This window comes from Vibrio sp. 2096 (assembly GCF_033339595.1).
GTDB lineage: Bacteria > Pseudomonadota > Gammaproteobacteria > Enterobacterales > Vibrionaceae > Vibrio > Vibrio alginolyticus.
Map to the genome: position 1 here is coordinate 30851 of NZ_JAWOUX010000005.1, position 21953 is coordinate 52803.

At 44.9% G+C, this 21953-nt stretch carries 24 protein-coding genes and 1 other RNA gene; 15 read left to right on the forward strand and 10 right to left on the reverse strand.

Translation table 11 applies throughout. The annotated features are described in order from the left end of the window. Positions 1–3: 3 nt before the first annotated feature. The gene (locus tag R7Q41_RS11345; RefSeq protein WP_151515121.1) at positions 4–633 is read right to left on the reverse strand and encodes a LysE/ArgO family amino acid transporter; all 630 of its coding nucleotides are present in this window, start codon (positions 631–633) and stop codon (positions 4–6) included. A 147-nt stretch (positions 634–780) separates the two neighbouring features. On the opposite strand from R7Q41_RS11345, the gene R7Q41_RS11350 reads away from it, so the two are divergent. After that, complete coding sequence (locus tag R7Q41_RS11350) at positions 781–1677, forward strand: LysR family transcriptional regulator ArgP (protein WP_213872062.1); 897 nt, start codon at positions 781–783, stop codon at positions 1675–1677. Between the two features lie 208 nt (positions 1678–1885). Continuing rightward, a complete protein-coding gene (locus R7Q41_RS11355) occupies positions 1886–2578 on the forward strand; it encodes an oxidative stress defense protein (RefSeq protein WP_005384550.1) in 693 nt (230 codons plus the stop codon). Positions 2579–2649: 71 nt separating this feature from the next. On the opposite strand, the gene serA is transcribed toward R7Q41_RS11355, so the two are convergent. From serA to R7Q41_RS11380, 5 genes are all read right to left on the reverse strand, one after another. Then, on the reverse strand, positions 2650–3882 hold the full coding sequence (serA, locus tag R7Q41_RS11360; RefSeq protein WP_017821632.1) for a phosphoglycerate dehydrogenase: 1233 nt from the start codon (positions 3880–3882) through the stop codon (positions 2650–2652). A gap of 274 nt (positions 3883–4156) precedes the next feature. Next, positions 4157–4813 (reverse strand): ribose-5-phosphate isomerase RpiA, encoded by a 657-nt coding sequence (rpiA, locus tag R7Q41_RS11365; RefSeq protein WP_005380982.1) that lies wholly within the window; start codon positions 4811–4813, stop codon positions 4157–4159. Between the two features lie 53 nt (positions 4814–4866). Then, positions 4867–5466: a 5-formyltetrahydrofolate cyclo-ligase gene (locus R7Q41_RS11370; protein WP_017633556.1), complete on the reverse strand. Its 600-nt coding sequence runs from the start codon at positions 5464–5466 to the stop codon at positions 4867–4869. A 5-nt stretch (positions 5467–5471) separates the two neighbouring features. After that, a non-coding RNA gene (gene ssrS, locus R7Q41_RS11375) (6S RNA) lies at positions 5472–5656 on the reverse strand. 8 nt (positions 5657–5664) lie between these two features. Then, positions 5665–5973, reverse strand: coding sequence for a cell division protein ZapA (locus R7Q41_RS11380; RefSeq protein WP_005384553.1), 309 nt, complete (start codon positions 5971–5973; stop codon positions 5665–5667). 249 nt (positions 5974–6222) lie between these two features. Here R7Q41_RS11380 and R7Q41_RS11385 point away from each other — a divergent pair, with 249 nt between their 5' ends. From R7Q41_RS11385 to R7Q41_RS11395, 3 genes are read left to right on the forward strand one after another with little or no spacing between them, the layout of a single operon-like run. Continuing rightward, positions 6223–6801: a YecA family protein gene (locus R7Q41_RS11385; RefSeq protein ID WP_005380976.1), complete on the forward strand. Its 579-nt coding sequence runs from the start codon at positions 6223–6225 to the stop codon at positions 6799–6801. 23 nt (positions 6802–6824) lie between these two features. Continuing rightward, positions 6825–8003, forward strand: a complete 1179-nt coding sequence (gene ubiH, locus R7Q41_RS11390) for a 2-octaprenyl-6-methoxyphenyl hydroxylase (RefSeq protein ID WP_318144498.1) — start codon at positions 6825–6827, stop codon at positions 8001–8003. A 31-nt stretch (positions 8004–8034) separates the two neighbouring features. Continuing rightward, positions 8035–9243: an FAD-dependent 2-octaprenylphenol hydroxylase gene (locus R7Q41_RS11395; RefSeq protein ID WP_318144499.1), complete on the forward strand. Its 1209-nt coding sequence runs from the start codon at positions 8035–8037 to the stop codon at positions 9241–9243. A gap of 65 nt (positions 9244–9308) precedes the next feature. Here the strand turns inward: R7Q41_RS11395 and R7Q41_RS11400 are convergent, their stop codons facing one another. From R7Q41_RS11400 to ygfZ, 3 genes are all read right to left on the reverse strand, one after another. After that, a complete protein-coding gene (locus R7Q41_RS11400) occupies positions 9309–9515 on the reverse strand; it encodes a DUF1107 domain-containing protein (protein WP_005380970.1) in 207 nt (68 codons plus the stop codon). 639 nt (positions 9516–10154) lie between these two features. After that, a complete protein-coding gene (locus R7Q41_RS11405; protein ID WP_047103194.1) occupies positions 10155–10628 on the reverse strand; it encodes an aminoacyl-tRNA deacylase in 474 nt (157 codons plus the stop codon). Beyond that, the gene (gene ygfZ, locus R7Q41_RS11410; RefSeq protein ID WP_318144500.1) at positions 10621–11589 is read right to left on the reverse strand and encodes a tRNA-modifying protein YgfZ; all 969 of its coding nucleotides are present in this window, start codon (positions 11587–11589) and stop codon (positions 10621–10623) included. The genes R7Q41_RS11405 and ygfZ overlap by 8 nt, the downstream gene beginning before the upstream one ends. Positions 11590–11778: 189 nt before the next feature. On the opposite strand from ygfZ, the gene R7Q41_RS11415 reads away from it, so the two are divergent. Continuing rightward, positions 11779–12039 (forward strand): succinate dehydrogenase assembly factor 2, encoded by a 261-nt coding sequence (locus R7Q41_RS11415; protein WP_005380951.1) that lies wholly within the window; start codon positions 11779–11781, stop codon positions 12037–12039. Further along, positions 12008–12469: a protein YgfX gene (locus tag R7Q41_RS11420; RefSeq protein WP_318144501.1), complete on the forward strand. Its 462-nt coding sequence runs from the start codon at positions 12008–12010 to the stop codon at positions 12467–12469. The genes R7Q41_RS11415 and R7Q41_RS11420 overlap by 32 nt, the downstream gene beginning before the upstream one ends. Before the next feature lie 22 nt (positions 12470–12491). On the opposite strand, the gene nadB is transcribed toward R7Q41_RS11420, so the two are convergent. After that, a complete protein-coding gene (gene nadB, locus R7Q41_RS11425) occupies positions 12492–14105 on the reverse strand; it encodes an L-aspartate oxidase (protein WP_005380947.1) in 1614 nt (537 codons plus the stop codon). A 554-nt stretch (positions 14106–14659) separates the two neighbouring features. Between nadB and rpoE the strand changes: the two genes are divergently transcribed. The 8 genes from rpoE to era all read left to right on the forward strand — a co-directional run bounded on the left by rpoE (position 14660) and on the right by era (position 21930). Then, positions 14660–15238: an RNA polymerase sigma factor RpoE gene (rpoE, locus tag R7Q41_RS11430; protein ID WP_005380946.1), complete on the forward strand. Its 579-nt coding sequence runs from the start codon at positions 14660–14662 to the stop codon at positions 15236–15238. Positions 15239–15264: 26 nt separating this feature from the next. Then, complete coding sequence (locus tag R7Q41_RS11435; RefSeq protein WP_005380944.1) at positions 15265–15891, forward strand: sigma-E factor negative regulatory protein; 627 nt, start codon at positions 15265–15267, stop codon at positions 15889–15891. After that, a complete protein-coding gene (gene rseB, locus R7Q41_RS11440) occupies positions 15888–16853 on the forward strand; it encodes a sigma-E factor regulatory protein RseB (protein ID WP_130544998.1) in 966 nt (321 codons plus the stop codon). Before R7Q41_RS11435 ends, rseB begins: the two co-directional genes overlap by 4 nt. Beyond that, the gene (locus R7Q41_RS11445; RefSeq protein ID WP_149191724.1) at positions 16850–17320 is read left to right on the forward strand and encodes a SoxR reducing system RseC family protein; all 471 of its coding nucleotides are present in this window, start codon (positions 16850–16852) and stop codon (positions 17318–17320) included. Before rseB ends, R7Q41_RS11445 begins: the two co-directional genes overlap by 4 nt. A gap of 158 nt (positions 17321–17478) precedes the next feature. Next, the gene (gene lepA / locus R7Q41_RS11450) at positions 17479–19272 is read left to right on the forward strand and encodes a translation elongation factor 4 (protein ID WP_005380934.1); all 1794 of its coding nucleotides are present in this window, start codon (positions 17479–17481) and stop codon (positions 19270–19272) included. A gap of 104 nt (positions 19273–19376) precedes the next feature. Further along, positions 19377–20276, forward strand: coding sequence for a signal peptidase I (gene lepB / locus R7Q41_RS11455; RefSeq protein WP_005380933.1), 900 nt, complete (start codon positions 19377–19379; stop codon positions 20274–20276). A gap of 21 nt (positions 20277–20297) precedes the next feature. Beyond that, the gene (gene rnc / locus R7Q41_RS11460; RefSeq protein ID WP_005380932.1) at positions 20298–20975 is read left to right on the forward strand and encodes a ribonuclease III; all 678 of its coding nucleotides are present in this window, start codon (positions 20298–20300) and stop codon (positions 20973–20975) included. After that, positions 20968–21930 (forward strand): GTPase Era, encoded by a 963-nt coding sequence (era, locus tag R7Q41_RS11465; protein ID WP_005380931.1) that lies wholly within the window; start codon positions 20968–20970, stop codon positions 21928–21930. The genes rnc and era overlap by 8 nt, the downstream gene beginning before the upstream one ends. The last annotated feature ends 23 nt before the right edge of the window (positions 21931–21953 follow it).

Below are 21953 nucleotides of genomic sequence, written 5' to 3' on the forward strand. Positions count from 1 at the left end.
TGATTACCAATACTTATCAATAAGCTCACTCGCTAAGATATACGCTATTGTGAACATCATCATTGCGATTGCAATGTCGATGGTTTTTTTCACTTTTGGTTTAGAGAGTGTTGGACCTAGTTTGGCTGCTCCTATCGATAAAGTGTAGAACCAAACAAAGGAAGCCATAATCGTACCTAGTGCAAAAGCAATGCGATCATGGCCTTCAAATTGTCCACCGATCGAACCTAGAATAACGACTGTATCTAAATATAAGTGCGGATTAAGCACAGTGACAGCTAACGCACCTAGAATAACCGTTCGACGACCTCGAGCTACGATCTCCCCTTTTGATTCCGATTCACTCTCTGGCTTAAAAGCACTTTTTAGCGAGAGCAGTCCATAGAAGCTCAAGAAAGCAATACCGCCAAGTGTCACCGACGTCAGTAAGATTTCATTTTGAGACAGAATTGCACCACCACCAAAGATACCTAGAGAGATGAAAATCATATCTAGCACGCTACAAATAGTGGCGGTTGTTAGATGGTGGTTACGCTTTATGCCTTGATTCAAAACATACGCATTTTGCGCGCCGATCGGAATGATCATTGATGCTCCTAAACCAAAACCTTGCAATAGAACCCACAAGTTCACACTTCACCTCACTTCAAAATAACAAATACATTTACATAGAGGGGAAAGATAAAGCGTTTATCTAAATAAGTATAATTAATGATTTTAATCTTACATTAGATAGACTAATTTAACGGGAGGCGTTTGATCAAGAGTGAGAGGGAAGGTATGCGAGGGTTAGATTACAAATGGATTGAGGCATTAGACGCTATAGTTTATCAGGGTAGCTTTGAGCGTGCTGCCGAGCATTTATTTGTTTCTCAATCCGCCATTTCTCAACGTATCAAGCAGTTAGAGAAGTTTCTCGCGCAGCCTGTTTTAATTCGAAGCCAGCCACCTAAGCCAACGCCAATTGGTAAAAAATTGTTGGGTCTTTATCGGCGAGTACGCTTGCTAGAGCATGAAATTCTCCCCGAACTAAAAAATGATACCAGTACGCGACCTGTGCAACTCTCTTTAGCGACTAATGCAGATAGCCTTGCAACATGGCTACTGCCAGCGCTGAAAAATGTTATGAAGCAGCGTCAAGTTGAACTAAAACTGACTATCTATGGTGAATACCGCTCTATTGAAAAACTCAAAAGTGGCGAAGTGACAGGAGCGATCAGCTTGGAGTCCCAGCCAATCCCCGGATGCAGAGCAGACTATTTAGGTCGCATCGATTATGTTTGTGTCGCGAGCCCAGAGTTCTATCAGCGTTATTTTTCTAAAGGCGTAAATAATCAGACATTGGCAAAAGCACCGGCCGTTTCATATGACCAATATGATGATCTACATAAAACATTTCTTACCGAGCATTTTAACGTCAATCCTGACAGCGTTATTCATCACAACATCAGTAGTTCTGAAGCGTTTCTAAAAGTGGCGTTAGCTGGTGTTGCTTATTGCTTGATCCCCCGCTTGCAAATTACCGACGAATTAGACAGAGGTGTGTTGGTTGATGTGACTCCAGGTTTTTTAATGTCCCATCGGATTTATTGGCACCACTGGCAGTTAGAAACTGGGGTATTACAAGAAATCTCACACGCGATAGTCGGGTATGCGCAGCAGCATCTACCTCAATAAGTTTGTCAGAGCTGCATATCGTTAACTTAAGTGTGTTTTGTTTAAAAATTACGCCAATGTTACATAGTCAAAGTTGTGTTAGAAGTCACTATGGGTGCTTGGATAATCGGCGGAAGTTTCTATTATGAAACCACACGCTTTCTCAGCCATGATAGTGATGTTGGAATCTGAGATTAAGTACTTAATTTTGTATGGATGGATTTATTGAATGAAATTGTATTCATTTTTGCTGGCTTCAGCACTCAGCCTTACCAGTGCTTCAGTTTTGGCGAATACGCCAGAGTTTGCTCATGTTACGACAACGGGGTATGGCGAAGTGACGGCCACACCTGATATGGCTACGTTTTCTGTAAAAGTAGTCGATACGACAATGACGGCTGAACAAGCGAAATTGTCCGTAGATAAAACCGTTGAAGAGTTTCTAAAAAGCTTGTCGGATGCCGGCTTGTCAAAAGACAATATTACTAGCTCGAATTTATACCTTGCTCCTCAGTACCATTACCCTAAATCAGGAAAAGCAGAACTTGTTGGGTATCGAGCATCTCGCAGTATTGATGTCACGGTGACGGATCTGAAAAACCTTAACCAATACCTAGATATGGCGTTAGAAGCGGGAATTAATCAGGTCGATAATATTCAACTTAAGGTAAGCAACCAAGCCGAGTATCAGCAAAAGGCACGAATGGCTGCGATTAAGGACGCAAGAGAAAAAGCAGGGTCATTAGCGACTGGTTTTGAGAAAAAGTTGGGCGATGTATGGCAGATCAATTACAGACAGATGCACGTTCAGCCTGTGTTAATGCGTTCAATGGCGATGGATAGTAAAGAAGGAGCGAATAGCTACCAAGATTCAACCATGATCATTCGCGATCAAGTCGATGTCATTTATAAGCTAAAGTAAGGCTTAGCAAACAGTAAAAAGCAAAAGGCAGGGAGTTACAACCCCTGCCTTTGTCATTTCTATTTCACAGTTTAATGCAGGATACGAGCACGGATTGTGCCTTCAATGTTTTTGAGCTTTGTTAGAGCTTCTTCTGCTCGTTCAGTTTCAACGTCGATCACTACGTAGCCTATTTCAGCGGCTGTTTGTAGGTACTGCGCGGCAATGTTAATGCCTTCTTCAGCAAAGATGGTGTTGATCTGAGTTAGAATACCAGGACGGTTCTTATGGATATGAAGCAGACGAGAGCACTCACCACTGTGTTCTGGCAATGACACTTCAGGGAAGTTTACGCTTGAAAGTGTCGAGCCGTTATCAGAGTACTTAGCCAGTTTGCCCGCCACTTCTAAGCCGATATTCTCTTGTGCTTCTTGCGTTGAACCACCAACGTGTGGAGTGAGAATGACGTTATCGAATTTTTGTAAAGGAGACTCGAACGGGTCAGCATTTGTTTTTGGTTCAGTTGGGAATACATCAATTGCAGCGCCGGCAAGGTGACCAGCTTCTAAGCTATGGCAAAGTGCAGGAATATCCACAACGGTGCCACGTGCCGCGTTGATAAAGATGGAACCTGGTTTCATTCGAGCAAATTCAGCTTCACCCATCATGTTTTTCGTTTCCGGTGTTTCGGGGACGTGCAAAGAAATCACATCACATTTGTTCAATAGTTCACTCATGGTATGTACTTGCGTCGCATTACCAAGGGACAGTTTGTTCTCAATATCGTAGTAGTAAACGCGCATACCTAAGTTTTCGGCAATAATACCAAGCTGCGTACCAATGTGACCGTATCCGATAATGCCAAGGCACTTACCACGAGCTTCGTAAGAGTTGTCTGCACTTTTCTTCCAAATACCGCGATGTGCAAGAGCATTCTTTTCAGGAATACCACGCACTAGTAAAAGGATTTGCCCAAGTACAAGCTCTGCCACGCTTCGAGTGTTAGAGAATGGTGCATTAAAGACAGGAATACCGCGTTTTGCTGCTGCGTCTAGGTTTACTTGGTTAGTGCCAATACAAAAACAGCCAATTGCAACCAGCTTGTTCGCCGCATTGATTACCTCTTCGGATAGGTTCGTACGGGAGCGGATACCAATGAAGTGCACGTCTTTTACCGCTTCAATTAGTTCTTCTTCCGGAAGGGAACCTTTATGGTATTCAATGTTGGTATAACCAGCTGCTTGAAGAACTTCAACTGAAGAAGGGTGGAGTCCCTCTAACAAGAGGATCTTAATCTTTTCTTTTTCCAGTGAAACTTTGGCCATTTTTTCTCGTCCTTAAAATGGAAAGGTGGGCTAATGTGGCGCACATTGGGCAAAACTATTAAAAAGGGGATAATTAACAGTTTTGTAGGAAGACAAACGTTTCCCTGTGCGTCTTCTGTTCAATAAAGTAACAAAAAAAAATTGCTTTGGGTAAGAAAATTACGGAATAAGAGATAATTTTCTTATAGAAAGGAATAAAAAACGGTGCCTTGCAGCACCGTATGTAATGAAATAACAGAAAAGTGAACCAGATAGGTTCATTTTAGGCTGTTATTTACTCTTCAATTTTTGCACCTTCTGGTGTGCCAGTGATCACTACGTCTGCACCACGATGAGCGAAAAGACCCACAGTCACGACACCAGCGATGCCGTTTATTTTGTCTTCCATTTCTTTCGGGTTGGTAATTTGCATATTGTGCACATCCAGAATCACGTTGCCGTTGTCAGTCACAACGCCTTCACGGTAAGCTGGATCACCACCTAGTTTTACCAATTCACGAGCCACGTAAGAGCGTGCCATTGGGATTACTTCAACAGGCAATGGGAACTGGCCAAGTACGTCAACTGCTTTAGTGCCGTCAACGATACATACGAACTTATCAGAGATTGCTGCGACAATTTTCTCACGAGTCAGAGCCGCGCCGCCGCCTTTGATCATTTCACGTGCTGGGTTGATCTCATCTGCGCCATCAACATACACATCCAGCTTCATTACATCGTTACACTCGTATACTTCAATACCAAGCTCTTTAAGGCGCTCAGTTGAAGCGACAGAGCTAGACACTGCACCTTTAATATCATCTTTGATAGTGCCTAGTGCATCGATGAAGTGATTCACGGTAGAGCCAGTACCAACACCGACAATGCTGCCTTTCTCAACATATTTTAGTGCTGCCCAACCAGCCGCTTTTTTCATTTCATCTTGAGTCATGCCAATCTCCTGAATAGATGTTTGTTAACGTTTGCGGGCGTGATTATAGCGGCTTACTTGTCACTTTCCCATTGCCATATTTGGCTTGGGGTCACGATCTTAGGTAATGGAATGTCCCAGCTTTCAATTGGTAAGCGTTCTACATGTTGGCAGTCATGAGCGATACCGACAGGTTTAGCTCCCTCTCCAGTTATAAACCAACGTGACAGAGTACGATCGTAGTACCCCCCGCCCATGCCTAAGCGGTGTCCGATGCTGTCGAACCCAACTAAAGGCGTGCAGATTAAATCAAGCTGGCGAACGGGTTTGAGGTGCCTGATATCGAGCTTGGGCTCTAAGATGCCGTACTTGTTGTAGACGAGCTGTTCATCACTTACATACTGAAGAAACAGTAACTGACCTTTAGAAAAGGGATGGATGACGGGCAGATAAACCGATTTTCCCTGTTGCCATAACCATTCAATGAGCGGTTTAGTATCAAGCTCACCGTCTGCAGAAAGGTAGATGGCAATATGTTGCGCCTGATCGATTTCAGGAAGTTGGGAAAATTGAGTAATAAGGTCGATTCCCGCTTGGTATTGCGTATCACTGCACAGAGCGTTGCGCTTTTCACGAATCAGTTTGCGGAAGTCTTGTCGAGAGAGGTCTGACATAGAGAGAATACCCCAGGGTGCCGTTGAGGATTGTGGCCCTTGAACCAGCTGGTTCAAGGCGGATCAGCAATGACAACCGTAGGCTTCTCGGTGCATGCCGAGCTTGCTCAATAGTTACCAAATACTAACCCTTAGGTATTGCTTATCGGCTCAGGGACTTAAATCCTGCTGACGCACACCCCAGGGTAAATTTTGTATTTACTGCTGTCCTTGCGTAACTTTGCTTAATGCGTTCTCTAAAGACGCGGTGAGCTTTTCCATTCGCTCAGTAATTTCTTGCTGTTGACCATTGGATTCGTATGACTTGGTGTGCAACTCATAGCAAATATTCAATGCAGCAAAGGTCAGCAGTTGGATTTCATTGGTTACCTTAGTACGTTCGCTCATTTCTTTCAATCGGCGATCCAGATCTTTTGCCGCTGCAACAAGAGACTCTTCTTGTCCTGTCGGACAATTCACTCGTGTAAGTTTGCCTAATATTTCAACGTCGATCGCTTGATTGCTCATGATGAATAAACTCTATATTCGCGCTATCTAAGGTGTTGCTTCATACAACTACCGAGGAGCAAACTATAGGAAAACCGCTATTAAGATTCAAGCATTTCCCATCACAGAAAGAGAAATGATGACGAGATCACACAGGAATTGGACAAATTGAACAAATGCTGTCCAAAATTGAATTTGATAGCCGTTTCAGACCACTAACCTTGATGGTAGGATATACCAATACATTATTACGCAAGAATGAGCCAAGTTATGAGTGAAATCACCCTTCCTGAATACCAATCTATTGCTGCTGAACTGCAATCGGCAAGCCTGGCTGTGACACCGGCGGAGTTACATGGCTTATTTGTTGGCATGTTAAGTGGTGGATTGGCGATCAATGATCAAACTTGGCAGCCGATTCTTTTTGACTACACCAATGATGGGATGGGGTGGCCCTCGACAGCACTCACTTTTGCTCAGAGCATATTCAACGTTACTGTTAATGAGCTTACTGGCACATCAATGGAGCTGTCTTTACTATTGCCAGATGAGCCGGGCGAAGAAGGCTTATTCGCATTAGCCGACAGTGTGTCCGACTTTGTAAACCACTTTATTTCTGGGTTAGGTCTAGCAGGCGTTGCGCTTAATAAAGCATCTGATGACGCTAAAGAAGCACTGGCTGACCTAGAAGAGATTGCCAAATTAGGCATCGATGAAGATGACGATCTTGGTGAACAAGCGCAATTGCTAGAGCAAGTGATTGAGCACATCAAAGCTTGCGTACTAACGATCCATGCTGAATTTGGTGTTCGTCCTGAAAGCAGCGACAAAAAACCTACTATTCACTAATCGTAGACCGTCCAGAGGTTAGTATGAAGCAATATGATGTAGTCATTGCTGGTGGTGCCATGGCTGGTGCAACGTTAGCATTGGCGATTGACCATTTGTCTCAGGGAAAGCTCCGCATTGCCGTCGTTGAGCCTTTTAAAGCGCAATCAGATATGCACCCTGGTTTTGACTCTCGCTCAATCGCATTGTCTTACGGTACTGTCAATCTGTTGCGTCAACTACAGCTCTGGACGTCAGTAGAACCGTTTGTCACCCCCATTGAACATATCCACGTTTCTGACCGTTCTCATGCTGGGATGACGGAGATTACCAAGCAAGAGGTTGGGGTTGAAGCTCTAGGGTATGTTGTAGAATTAGCCGATGTTGGGCGTGTATATCAAGAATTATTAGACAGTAGCGCATCCATTACGCTGTTTTGTCCTGACTCCGTTACCGATATCGAGCGCGAGCAAAACTGTACCCATGTGACGTTGAAAAGTGGTGAGCAACTTGAAGCAAAACTGTTGGTGGCTGCAGATGGTGCTGTTTCGACCTGTTGTCAGAAAATTGGTCTAGAACTTTCTGAGCAAGATTTTGAACAAGTGGCTGTCATTGCCAATATTGTGACTCAAGAACCTCATCAAGGTAGAGCCTTTGAACGTTTTACTGAAAATGGCCCTGTTGCTTTATTGCCAATGAGTGACAATCGAATGTCCTTAGTTTGGTGTTTGCACCCTGAAGAAGCCCAAGCCGTTCTTGAGTTATCTGATCAAGCATTTCTCCAGCGTTTACAGAACGATTTTGGTTGGCGTTTAGGCGCGATGAAAAAAGTGGGGCGCCGTGCAAGTTACCCATTGCTTCTTCGCCATCGAAAGCAAAATATTTCACATCGCTTTGCGATTGTTGGAAATGCGGCGCAAACGCTGCACCCGATAGCTGGACAAGGCTTTAATCTCGGTATTCGCGATGTAGTCTCACTAGCAGAAGAAATTGTGCAGCAAAGTGAGGATGTGGGTCTTTATCAAGGCCTGATGCGCTTTAGTCAACGTAGAGAAGCAGATCGAAGCGAAACTATTTGGCTAACCAGTGCCTTGGTGCATGTTTTTTCAAATGATTTAACCGCGATGCGAATTGGCCGAAATACTGCCTTAGCAGCGATGGATAACCTTTCTATTTTTAAGCAGCCGCTACTACGCCATACACTTGGCTTGGTAAAACGATGAACGGCCGCACTGAATTAGGTAATAAAAAGCAATGATGCAAAGTGTAGATATCGCCATCATCGGCGGAGGGATGGTTGGGTTGGCACTTGCTGCCGCGTTCAAAGACAGTGATCTGCGTGTCGCCGTTATTGAAGGTAAAGTGCCAGATGATTCGTTGAAAGAATTGCCCGATGTTCGTGTGTCTGCGCTGAGCCGCTCTAGTGAGACGATTTTGCGTAAACTTGGTGCTTGGCAGGGCATAGAACAGCGCCGAGCTTCGCCTTACCATGGCATGGAAGTATGGGAACAAGATAGCTTTGCCAGCATTGAATTTAATGCACAAAGTATGGCACAACCTGATTTAGGGCATATTGTTGAGAATCGTGTGATTCAACTTGCGCTGCTTGAACAAGTCCAAAAGCTCGATAACGTCACGATGTTTATGCCCGCACGTTGCGCGACTCTCGCGGTCGGTGAGCAAGAAAGCTGGCTGATGCTCGATAATGGCCAAGCCATGACCGCTAAATTAGTGGTCGGAGCCGATGGGGCGAATTCGTGGCTTCGCCATCAAATGGATATTCCATTAACGCATTGGGACTATGGTCATCATGCTTTGGTCGCGAATGTCAAAACTGCTATGCCACACAACAGCATTGCGCGCCAGATATTTACTCCTCACGGACCGTTGGCATTTTTGCCAATGTCGCAACCAGATATGTGCTCTATTGTTTGGTCCACGGAGCCAAATCGAGCAGAGCAGTTAGTGGTGATGAGTGAACATGATTTCAATAAAGCGTTGACGAGTGAGTTTGATGCTCGACTTGGTCTATGTGAAGTAGTGGGAGAGCGTGCTGCGTTTCCTTTGAAAATGCGCTATGCGCGAGATTTTGTTGTCGAGCGAGTCGCGCTGGTTGGTGATGCGGCCCATACCATTCACCCATTAGCGGGGCAGGGTGTGAATTTAGGTTTATTAGATGCGGCCAGTCTTGCTCAAGAAGTATTAGCACTTTGGAAGCAGGGTCAAGATATCGGCAGTAAACGCAACCTAAGAAGCTACGAGCGTTGGCGAAAAGCGGAAGCGGCAAAGATGATCGCTACTATGCAAGGGTTTCGAGATTTGTTCTCTGGCGAGAACCCTGCTAAGAAGCTTGTTCGTGGCATTGGCTTGAGTTTAGCGGGGCAACTGCCGGGAGCGAAAGATGAGATCATGAAGCGCGCGCTTGGTTTAAAGGGACACTTGCCGGATCTGGCGCGTCAGTAAGTGCAAAGCAAACTTCAAATACACAAAAGGCTGGTTAATCCAGCCTTTGTTTTATCAACATTTTGCTAAGCATATGCGCATCGGAGTTTCATTATTTCTTGATTGATCTCTTTGACCGCTCGGAAATGGCGTTGCTCTGCTTTCTCCGGCAGTATTAACTTACCGTTATCAAACTCGAATCTACCGACCCCGTAAATATAAATTCTTCCTTTAAAAAGACGACTTATATGTTTAGCAATCATACTTGGTGTATAGCGCTTAAACAGTCTCATATTTACTTTCCTTTTATCTAACCTAGCCTAGGTATTCTACGTTCTGGACGCGAAAATTATTGTGACAGCAATAGTATTAAATACAGATGTAGGGTGTTGCGTCAGAGAATTGTGTTGTCTTAGACAATTTGACAGTGTCATCTCTTAAATAGCGTGAGGATTACCCCAAAAATAACCTCTCTAAAGGAACCCTTACGCCAATACACTCCTTTTTACGTGACGCATTAAGCAATAGTTTTGTTACAGAATTAAGAATAGAACGAAAACGGTTGTTTGCTAGTTGTTTCTATTAAGGTCGTGCTTCGCGTAACACACTTTACGTTCTAACGATTAGAGGAAATGAAAGAGAAAAAGTTCCACGTAAAAAAAAGCCCGCTTCAGCGGGCGAATAGTCACAGATGCATTACACAAAAGTGGATAACTAACTGCATGAATGCTGTCACTCAGCTAGCTGACTCACTTTATATTGGTTAAGTGCTTGTTTGAAACTTAACCAACAAATTCAGCATATACGAGTTTTATCTTTGTGACTATTTATGTTTTATATGTGATTAAAAATTCTCATGTCTATTTTTGTAGATATGAGCGAGATCACGCAGTGATAGAAACACTACATGTCATTACATTGTTTTTAGACGATTAACGACAGATCTCAGCTACGGTCGGCTGGCACAATTGGATAAGATCTTGAATAGAAAGCGCCAGCCCAGCCATTCGATCGCCACTGCTGATCGTGACTTCCTGTTCTTCTAGTAAGCTAGGGTCGAACACGATTGGCATATGACGTTTGAGTAACAGAGGAGTGACAGTACCAATTTTGTAACCAGTGATGGACTCAACGTCGGCTTGATCAACACAAGTCATCCGGCGACATTTCAGTAACGAGCGCACTTTTTTGGGATCAACGCTACGATCACCTGGCGCACAGGCGAGTGCATATTGATTACCCATGTCTCGTAGCAAGATTGCTTTCACCATTTGAGAAGGGCGAATGCCGCGTTGGTGCGCGGCATCCTCAATGGTGGTTGCTGGTCTTTGATGCGGTAACAGACGAAACGGAATGTGTTGGTCTGTGAGAAATTGCATCAAAGGAGTATGGATTGTATTACTCATCATCAAGACTGTAAGGCAGTGATTCGATTGTCCATTCACACTCTGGTTGCGCAACCAAACGAAGACGAGTGTCCTCATCGAGATTATTAGGCAGCACGATCAGGCCAATCGCATGATTGTCACTGAACTGGTAGTGATTTAATAAAGCACCTACTGAACGCCAGTTTTCACCTACGCTGCGTTCGAGCTCAATTGGTTCGTCACTGAATGGAGCAGAAGTTGCACCTTTTACGATATACATCGCACGTTTATTGGTACCGCGATACTTCGCTCGTGCTACCGTTTCTTGTCCCGTGTAGCAGCCCTTTGTGAAGCTTATGCCTCCTAAAGCTTGCACGTTAAGTGCTTGTGGAATGTGAGCATTCTGCGCGGATGCAGAGACAAATGGTAAACCTGCCTTAATATCGAAACGATTCCAAAGCTCATTTGTCGTAAAGACAGCGTCGGTAGTTTCAACGATTTGCTGTGCTTCTGGCGCACTTAATATCAGTAACCAGCGATCTTGGGCAACTTGTACTGCTGTGCCACCGTCAACTGGGCGAACGCTGCCAGTTGTCTTGCTCATTGTTGAAATGAATTCATCGGCTTTGACGCCAGCGACACCTAAGATAACGTCATCAGAAGCTTCAATCGTTACTTTAGAGAAAATGGCGTATTTCTTTATTTCACTAAGTTCTACGTCAATCGCCGATTTTGGTTGGATCATGCCGTAGCCATCATGATGATGGAAAAGGCGGAACACGCTCCACACTTTGCCTTTCGCATCACAATGTGCGCCCAGTGTTGATTGGTCTTTTTCTAAAGAAACAACATCGCAGGTAACCTGACCTTGTAAGTATGATTTTTTATCGTCACCGATCATGGTGATCATGCCGAAGTTATCCAGCAGTGAGATAGATAACTCTGGAAGTGCGTCTTGAGTTGAGAGAGGTAATGCTGAAAAACGAGTTTGCCATTCCATAATTACAATGCCTTTTGAAGATATTTTTCCGCTATGTTATACCCAAATAACCTTGAGATACTAGGGGAGCGATTTACGAATCAACATTTGTCTGCTTTCACTATCGTATTGTGACCCGCACACTAGTGACGTAGCACATCACTTGTTACACTCCGCACTAACAACAAGACATCTATGAAGGAATAGTGAATGTACACTCCGGAAGAAAAAGCGCGTATTAAATGGGCTTGTCGTCGAGGCATGCTTGAGCTTGACGTAGTAATTATGCCGTTTTTTGAAGAGTGCTTTGATACTCTGAGTGAACAAGAGCAGCGTGACTTTGTTTCTTTACTTGAATGCGATGATCCTGATCTGTTTACTTGGGTAATGGGGCATGGCCGTAGCGAAAATTTAGGTCATGCAGCAATGGTTGATAAAATTGTCGCCCATAACCTCAGCAAAGTTCGTTAATTTTACTGCTTCTCCCTCTCTGACTGCCCGAGTCTTCAATGTTGTACTTTTCTTATTGATGACTTGGGCTGTTATCTTCTCTAGTGTTCCGCTCGTATTATCGACTTATTTGTTATTACTGATTGTTAAGGCTCTCTCAAGCCAAGGCCTTGTTCAACCTACAAGTCATGGGCATTGGTATGTGCACTGCGATGGCTCGGTTAGGTTTGATGCCCTTGAGTATGGCGAATGCTCGGAAGATATTGAGTCCGAAAAGGGTCATTTACAGCGAGTCGATACATCGACATCACCATTCAAGATAACATTCCAATTGCAATCTGGCCGTAGTGTTACGATTTGGCGTGATAGCTGTGACGATGAGCAGTATCGTCAACTATCTTTGGTATTACGCCAATGGGAAATGAAACAGGGAGCTAATGCTCCCTGCTGATGTAATAGTTTACTTGGTAAAGTTAAAGCTGTTTAGCTGGAACCAAAATCGTTGGGCCGCTGTTTTCCAGTTGGTTCGGATAGTCAAGCGTGTAGTGCAAACCTCGACTCTCTTTACGCTGCATCGCACAACGAACCATCAACTCTGCGACTTGTAAAAGGTTACGCAGTTCTAATAAGTTGTTCGACACACGGAAATTGCTGTAGTACTCGTGTGTTTCTTGTTGCAACAGTTGGATACGGCGTAAGGCGCGCTCTAAACGCTTGTCAGTTCGCACAATGCCCATGTAGTCCCACATAAACAGACGAAGCTCGTGCCAGTTGTGCTGAATGATCACTTCTTCATCACTATTGGTTACTTTACTTTCATCCCAACATGGCACCTGTGAGGGTAGCTCAACGTTAGTGTGATGTTTTAGAATATCTTTTGCCGCAGACCAAGCATAAACCACGCATTCGAGAAGTGAGTTTGATGCCATGCGGTTAGCACCGTGCAGCCCGGTGTAGCTAACTTCACCAATCGCATACAAATTTTTCAGATCGGTGCAGCCATTTCTATCCACCATGACACCGCCACAAGTGTAGTGTGCAGCAGGTACGATTGGGATTGGCTCTTTAGTCATGTCGATGCCCAAATCCATCAAACGTGAATAAATGGTTGGGAAGTGTTTCGTAATAAAGTCAGCAGGCTTATGACTGATGTCGAGATACATACAGTCGGCGCCTAAACGCTTCATTTCGAAGTCGATAGCACGAGCCACGACGTCACGCGGAGCAAGCTCTTTACGTTCATCGAAATCTGGCATAAAGCGAGAACCATCTGGACGACGCAGGTAAGCACCTTCGCCACGTAACGCTTCAGTTAGCAAGAAGTTACGTGCTTCTGGGTGATATAAACACGTCGGATGGAACTGGTTAAATTCCATATTAGCCACACGACACCCTGCACGCCAAGCAATCGCAATACCATCACCAGACGACACATCTGGGTTAGAGGTGTATTGATAAACCTTTGAAGCACCACCTGTAGCGAGAACCACAAATTTGGCTCGCACGGTTTCGACATGCTCTTCGTTGCGGTTCCAAATATAAGCACCGATAACTTTGTTTTTATCACCGCCAATTTTGTCTTCGGTGATTAAGTCCAGAGCATTGTGACGTTCGAGAACATGAATGTTTGGATGGTTATGAGCGTTATCTTGCAGGGAGGTTTGCATCGCCATACCTGTCGCATCTGCCGCGTGAAGAATACGACGACGGCTATGACCACCTTCACGAGTTAAGTGGTAGCGAGGTTCATCGTCAGAGTCATCTTCTTCACGATCAAATGGGACACCACCGTCAATCAACCACTGTACACACTCTTTTGAATGCTCAGCAATGAACCTTACGGTCTCCTCATCGCAAATACCATCCCCGGCGATTTGCGTGTCTTCAACGTGTGAATCAATGGTGTCTGACTCATCAAATACGGCAGCGATACCGCCTTGAGCATAGTAGGTAGCCCCTTCGCTGCGTGGTCCTTTACTCAGCACCATCACCTTACAGTGGTTAGCAACGCGCAAAGCCAACGACAAACCTGCCGCGCCACTCCCTACCACTAATACATCACACTCATGTTCACGATTTGTGTTCATATAACTTTTATAATCCCAAGCTAAGGTAACAAAGTTACCTTGTGTATTATTTGCACACCATGTGCATTCCATTATCGCGACATCTGTCGCTAAGGGCTAAGTTGGGAGACCTATCGACGTCCGTGTTACTGCGGTGACTGAGCCACTCTTCTTTTTCATGCAGAGCATGAGCATGCTTCCTAAGTTATAATTTGTAACGCGGTGTTCAGATAGCCATTAGCCATGCAAATGAAAAGTAATAGTTTGTCAATGCCATTGCTTTTCCATGCTCGACCCAGCACAATCTGGGACAGAGATCATTCATTATACCCATTTCCCTCCAAGATGCTCGCTTGTCAAACTTAGACTAAAGTCAGGCAGCGGTGGTCATTTGGGTACAGACATCACACTGTGAAAAAACAATGACAAAAAACTTGAGAAACCATGGAACTTTCTCATTCACGTTAGGGTCACAATAGTGCTCAAGTAAGCAGTGGTGTCAATACTACGTTTTGCATAATTAGTACCCATATCTGAGAAGAGTAGGGGCATAACAAATAGGAGTATCCGCTCGAATGAACGAGCAGCTGACCGATCAAGTATTGATTGAGCGAGTTCAGAATGGCGATAAGCAAGCATTCAACCTGTTGGTAACAAAGTACCAGAATAAGGTATGTAATCTTATTTCCAGATACGTTAGTAATCCTGGCGATGTACCAGATGTAGCACAAGAAGCGTTTATTAAAGCTTACCGAGCTATCCCTAGCTTTCGTGGGGAAAGTGCGTTTTATACGTGGCTGTATCGCATTGCAGTGAATACTGCGAAAAATCACATTGTTGCTCAAGGGCGTAGACCTCCAGCGACAGATGTCGATGCTGAAGATGCTGAATTTTACGAAACAGGTAGTGCACTTAAAGAAATATCGAACCCTGAGAACTTAACGTTGTCCAAAGAATTGCAACGGGTGGTGTTCAGTGCAATCGAAGCTTTACCTGAAGATTTAAAAACCGCAATGACATTACGAGAGCTCGATGGCTTGAGTTATGAAGAAATTGCAGAAGTGATGGATTGCCCGGTAGGAACGGTACGATCGCGTATCTTCCGTGCTCGTGAGGCGGTGGAAAAGAAAATCAGACCTCTTTTGCAACGCTAGTACAAGTAATAACTATGGTGAAAATAATGGCTGACAAAGAAAAACTTTCAGCTCTCATGGATGGAGAATTGGTCGATAAGGCTTTAATTCAAGAGTTAGAGCAAGACCAAGAGAGCCGTGATGCTTGGCAGAACTATCACCTGATTGGTGATGTGATGCGAGGCGAAGCGCCAGCAAAACCTGAGTGGAATATTGCTGAAAGCGTGGCGTTAGCGTTAGAAGATGAACCTGCACACCGTGCGTTTGATTCGCACAGTGCAAATGTTATCTCAATTGCGGATACGCCAAAAGAGTCGCAACCAGAACCGCAAAAAGCAAAACGTCAGTTGCCAGGTTGGTTGACGCAGTTTGGTCAAGTTGCTGTTGCTGCATGTGTATCGCTTGTTGTTATTTTAGGTGTACAGCAGTACGGTGGTAGCGATTCAATGTCGCCGCAAACAGATCAATTACCTGTATTGCAGACGGTTCCGTTTGCTGGCAGCGCAGAACCAGTGAGTTTGACTCGTGAGTCTGTAGAACGTTCTGTAGGCGAGGCAAATATGCAAGAGCAGCGCAAGCGTGTTCATGCTATGCTGCGAGACTACGAATTGCAGTTACGAATTAACAGTGATGCATCTCAACAAGATGCAAATCTGAATCCGGATATTGAATGAAAAAATTTCTGATCAGCGCTTGCGCTCTGTTCAGTATGATGTCTTCTCAAGCCTTTGCTGGTGATAAGCCAGCGGAGGCTTTATTGCATCAAATGAGCGAGGCGAGTAAGAATTTAAGTTACGAACTCTCTTATATCCTTATCAAAAAGAACAGCATTGAGCCGTTGCTGTATCGTCATGCCACGCATGGTGACGATCAATATGCTCATCTTGTCTACTTAAGTGGCCCTGTGCGTGAAGTGATTCGTCGCGGAACTGAAGTAAGTTATATCGAAACGGGTTTAGAACCGTTCACCATCGAGTCAGGTAAAATGGTCGCTCCGACGATGCCTATGCTCAACACCAATATCGATGAGCTAAATTTGTATTACGACTATGTAAAAGTGGGCAGAGCTCGTGAAGCTGGTGTGGCAACACAAGTGCTGCGTATTGTTCCTAAAGACGGTCTGCGCTATTCATACGTACTATGGATCGATGAAAAGAGTAAATTGCCGTTACGTGCCGACCTTGTGGACCGCGATGGTGAAATGCTTGAACAATATCGCACTATTTCTTACACGGTAAACCCAAAAATCGCAGAGTTAATGAGTGGCTTGCAAGATGTTCAATTACCTGCTGTTCTAACCATGCCAAAAGGCGATATTGGGACCAGTAATTGGCAGGTTGGTTGGATCCCTGAGGGTTTCGAGCCGAACGAGCTCAACCGCTATCGTATGGCCGTTACTAACCAAATGGTGGAGAGTCAGCTGTATTCTGATGGTCTGTTTAGCTTCTCTGTTTACGTAGCAAACAAAGATGAGCATTCGTTAAAAGGGCAGTTGGTTCGCCAAGGCAGAAGAACGCTACACAGTTTTGTGAGCGGTCAACATGAAATCTCCGTCGTAGGAGACATTCCACCGACCACAGCACAGCGTATCGCCCAATCTGTCACATTTAATGTAACAAAGAGTAAACAACAATGATGACCGCGTTGGCTACCGTGACAGACGTGCATCGTCGCGGTAAGCAATACGAAATTGATTTAAGTTGCGAACAGCAGACCAGTTGCAGTAGTTGCTCTTCACAGAAAAGCTGCGGAACGGGCGTTGTTACTAAAGCCATTGGTAACAAGAGTTTATCTTGGCACCTGCGCACGGATAAATCGGTGAAAATAGGTCAAGTCGTCGAGATTGGTTTTCCTGAGTCGAGCCTAATAAAATCAGCAATGGCGGTTTATTTACTGCCATTGTTTGGTTTGATTATCGGTGCGATGTTTGGTCACTTCCTATTAGCGCCGCTGACAGCCGGCGGGGAAGGCATCATCATATTGGCTTCGGTATTGTTTGCCGCTGGTGGAATGTGGGTCGCAAAACGTGTTTCTCGTCCGTTAGAAGATGAATCCAAGCGCCAAGTTACCCTCGTTCGGGTACTTGGAGAGCCAATCCAGTAAGTGCTGTCCCCCTCCACTAAAGGTTATTTGGGTATGTACTTTAAATTACGTGCGCCCGTTAACGAAATTCGGTAGAATCTGCCAACTTGATTGAAATGCCGTCAGTAGATGGCGTTTCTTACTGTCCCTATTTGTAAAGAGTTAGTCACCCTAAATCTATGAAGCACATTCGTAACTTTTCGATTATCGCCCACATCGACCATGGTAAGTCGACCCTATCAGACCGTCTAATCCAAGTTTGTGGCGGGTTAACCGATCGTGAAATGGCCGCACAGGTTCTGGATTCTATGGATCTTGAACGTGAGCGTGGCATCACCATCAAATCTCAGAGTGTGACGCTAAACTACACCGCTAAAGACGGTGAGACGTATCAGCTGAACTTCATCGATACTCCGGGGCACGTTGACTTTGCATATGAAGTATCACGTTCTCTAGCGGCTTGTGAAGGTGCGCTATTGGTTGTGGATGCGGGTCAAGGTGTTGAAGCTCAAACACTGGCTAACTGTTACACCGCGATCGAAATGGATCTAGAGGTTGTGCCAATCTTAAACAAGATTGACCTACCTGCAGCTGATCCTGAGCGTGTAGCGGAAGAAATTGAAGAAATCGTTGGTATCGATGCAATGGAAGCAACTCGCTGTTCTGCGAAGACAGGCATCGGTGTTGACGACGTTCTAGAGAACATTGTGTCAGCGATTCCAGCACCGGAAGGTGATCCAGATGCGCCACTACAAGCGCTGATCATTGACTCATGGTTTGATAACTACCTTGGCGTTGTTTCTCTAGTGCGTATTAAAAACGGCGAACTGAAGAAGAACGATAAGATCAAAGTGATGAGTACGGGCCAAGTTTGGGGTGTAGACCGCCTTGGTATCTTTACGCCAAAACAAGTAGATACCGATACCCTTCGTACTGGTGAAGTAGGTTGGGTTGTTTGTGGCATCAAAGACATTCTTGGTGCTCCTGTTGGTGATACGCTGACTCTAGCGAAGAATGGTTGTGATAAACCGCTACCAGGCTTTAAGAAAGTTAAACCTCAGGTTTACGCAGGTCTGTTCCCTGTATCTTCTGACGATTACGAGAACTTCCGTGACGCACTAGGCAAACTAAGCCTTAACGACGCATCGCTATTCTACGAGCCAGAAAACTCTGCGGCACTTGGCTTTGGTTTCCGTTGTGGTTTCCTTGGCATGTTGCACATGGAAATCATCCAAGAGCGTCTAGAGCGTGAATACGACTTGGATCTTATCACCACAGCACCAACGGTCGTTTACGAAGTTGAGAAGACGGATGGCGATCTGCTGTATGTTGATAGCCCAGCAAAACTACCAGCGATCAATGACATTGAAGAAATTCGTGAACCGATTGCACGTTGTAATATCCTTGTGCCTTCAGAGTACCTAGGTAACGTAATCACTCTGTGTGTTGAAAAGCGAGGCAGTCAAGTTGATATGGTTTACCACGGTAACCAAGTCGCTGTGACTTACGATATTCCAATGGCTGAAGTGGTACTGGATTTCTTCGATCGTCTGAAATCAACATCACGCGGTTACGCATCTTTGGATTACAACTTCCAGCGTTTTGAAGCTTCGAACATGGTACGTGTAGACGTTCTTCTTAACGGTGACACTGTTGATGCATTGGCGATGATCACACACAAAGATCAGTCTCAGACTCGCGGTCGTCAGTTGGTAGAGAAGATGAAAGAATTCATCCCTCGCCAAATGTTTGATATCGCAATCCAAGCGGCAATTGGTAACCACATTATCGCTCGTTCAACGGTAAAACAGTTGCGTAAGAACGTTATTGCGAAATGTTACGGCGGTGACGTAAGTCGTAAGAAGAAACTTCTGAAGAAACAGAAAGAAGGTAAGAAACGCATGAAGCAGATCGGTAACGTTGAGCTGCCTCAAGAAGCGTTCCTAGCCATCCTTCACGTAGGTAAAGACTAAAGTTGAACTTTGTCTCACACTTGTCGGTCTTAAGACGTTAGATATTAAAATAAGTGAAAGGGTTTCGGCTCTTTCACTTTCGTATTTTTAGATAAGGGAATTTAATGGCGAATACATTCTCACTGATGTTGGTTATTGCGACTTTGGTAACTGGCGTGGTTTGGCTATTGGAAAAGCTGGTTTTCGCGAAAAAGCGTCAGGAAAAACTGGCTGAGATTCAAGCTCAGACGTCTAATGGTTTGGATGCAGTGACCTTGCAAAAAGTTGAGCGTCAGCCTTGGTGGGTTGAAAATAGCGTCTCTATTTTCCCTGTGATCGCGTTCGTTTTAGTATTACGTTCTTTTATCTACGAACCATTTCAAATCCCATCAGGCTCAATGATGCCTACCTTGCTGGTTGGCGATTTCATTTTAGTTGAGAAGTACGCGTACGGTCTAAAAGACCCAGTATGGCGTACTCAGCTAGTGGAAACTGGTAAGCCTGAGCGTGGTGATATCGTGGTATTCAAATACCCACCACAACCAAGTGTGGACTACATTAAGCGTGTAGTTGGTTTACCTGGTGATATCGTGCGTTATTCAAGTGATAAGCAGCTTTGCGTGCAAAGCCAAGGCGAATCGGCATGTAAGCCAGTTAAACTGAGCAATGTTGAAGAAAGTCAGTTTAGCTCGAACGGTATTCCAATGATCCAACTGGATGAAAAATTGGGTAACGTTGAGCACAATATTTTGGTTAACCCTCTTGTGCGTAACCGCGTGGAGCAATATTTCCCACGCAGCGGCACGACAGAGTGGGTTGTACCACAAGGTCAGTATTTTGTGATGGGTGATAACCGTGACAACAGTGCTGACAGCCGTTACTGGGGCTTTGTTCCAGAAGCAAACTTAGTCGGTAAAGCTGTCGCGATCTGGATCAGCTTCGAGTTTGATCGTGGCGCAGATAGTGTTCTACCTTCATGGATTCCAACTGGTGTGCGTTTTAACCGCATCGGTGGCATTCACTAACCATTCAAATATCGAGAGAGTATGAATTCTCCAATTGATAAACTAGAGAGAAAGCTCGGCTACCAGTTTCAAGATGCCGGGCTTATCAATTTGGCGCTGACGCACCGCAGCGCCAACAGTAAGCACAATGAACGTCTTGAGTTTCTGGGCGATTCAATTTTAAGTTTTGTCATCGCTGATGATCTGTACCATCGTTTCCCAAAAGTGAACGAAGGTGACATGAGCCGCATGCGTGCTACTTTGGTTCGCGGACATACATTGGCGGAACTGGGTCGTGAATTCGATCTAGGAGATTATTTAAAATTAGGTCCAGGTGAATTGAAGAGTGGCGGTTTTCGCCGAGACTCTATTTTAGCCGATGCGGTTGAAGCCATTATTGGCGCAATTTACCTAGACAGTGATCTTGAAGTTGTGCGAGGCATTGTACTGAGTTGGTATCAGTCACGCCTTGAAGCCATTAAACCAGGCGTTTCACAGAAAGATCCGAAAACTCGCCTACAAGAGTTCCTACAAGGCAGAAGAAAACCGCTGCCTGTCTACACAGTGACTAATATTAAAGGTGAAGCGCACAACCAAGAGTTCACGGTTGAGTGCGAAGTAGCAGGTGTGGATAAGCCTGTAATCGGTAAAGGCACCAGCCGCCGCAAGGCAGAACAAGCGGCTGCTGAAACAGCACTTGAGCAATTAACAAATGGCTGATAACGAATTCGATATCGATGCGTTTTTCGCATCACAAGGTGAGCCAAGCTCGCCAGAAAACCAACACTGTGGCTTTATTGCTATTGTTGGTCGTCCAAACGTAGGTAAGTCGACACTTTTGAACAAGATTTTGGGTCAGAAGATTTCGATCACCTCTCGTAAGCCGCAAACGACACGCCACCGTATTATGGGTGTGGATACGGACGGCGATTACCAAGCGATTTACGTCGACACGCCTGGACTTCACATTGAAGAAAAGCGTGCGATCAACCGTTTGATGAACCGTGCTGCTAACTCGTCATTGAGTGATGTAAACCTTGTGTTCTTCTTAGTCGATGGTACGCATTGGACTAAAGACGATGAGATGGTACTGACCAAACTTCAAAAATCGAACTTCCCAGTTGTGCTTTGTGTAAACAAAGTCGACAACGTACAAGATCGTAACGACGTGATGCTACACATGGCGGAGATGTCGAAGAAGATGGACTTCGTGGATGTTGTGCCAATCTCTGCCAAGCAAGGTAAGAACATTGACGTACTACGTAAGCACGTGCGTAATCACTTACCTAAAGCAACGCATCACTTCCCAGAAGAATACGTGACTGACCGTTCTCAGCGTTTTATGGCGTCTGAGATTGTGCGTGAAAAGCTGATGCGCTTTACTGGTGAAGAGCTGCCATACTCAGTAACGGTTGAGATTGAACGTTTTGATTACAACCCAGAAACCGACGGTTTCCACATCAATGCCTTGATTCTTGTTGAGCGTAATGGCCAGAAGAAAATGGTGATTGGCAAAGGTGGCGAGAAGATTAAAACCATTGGTCGCGAAGCGCGTTTAGATATGGAAGAATTGTTCGGTCGTAAGGTTTACCTAGAAACTTGGGTAAAAGTGAAATCTGGCTGGGCAGACGACGAACGAGCGTTGCGTTCGTTGGGTTATATAGACGATTTATAATCTTGGCTGCGAAGGTGCTTCGC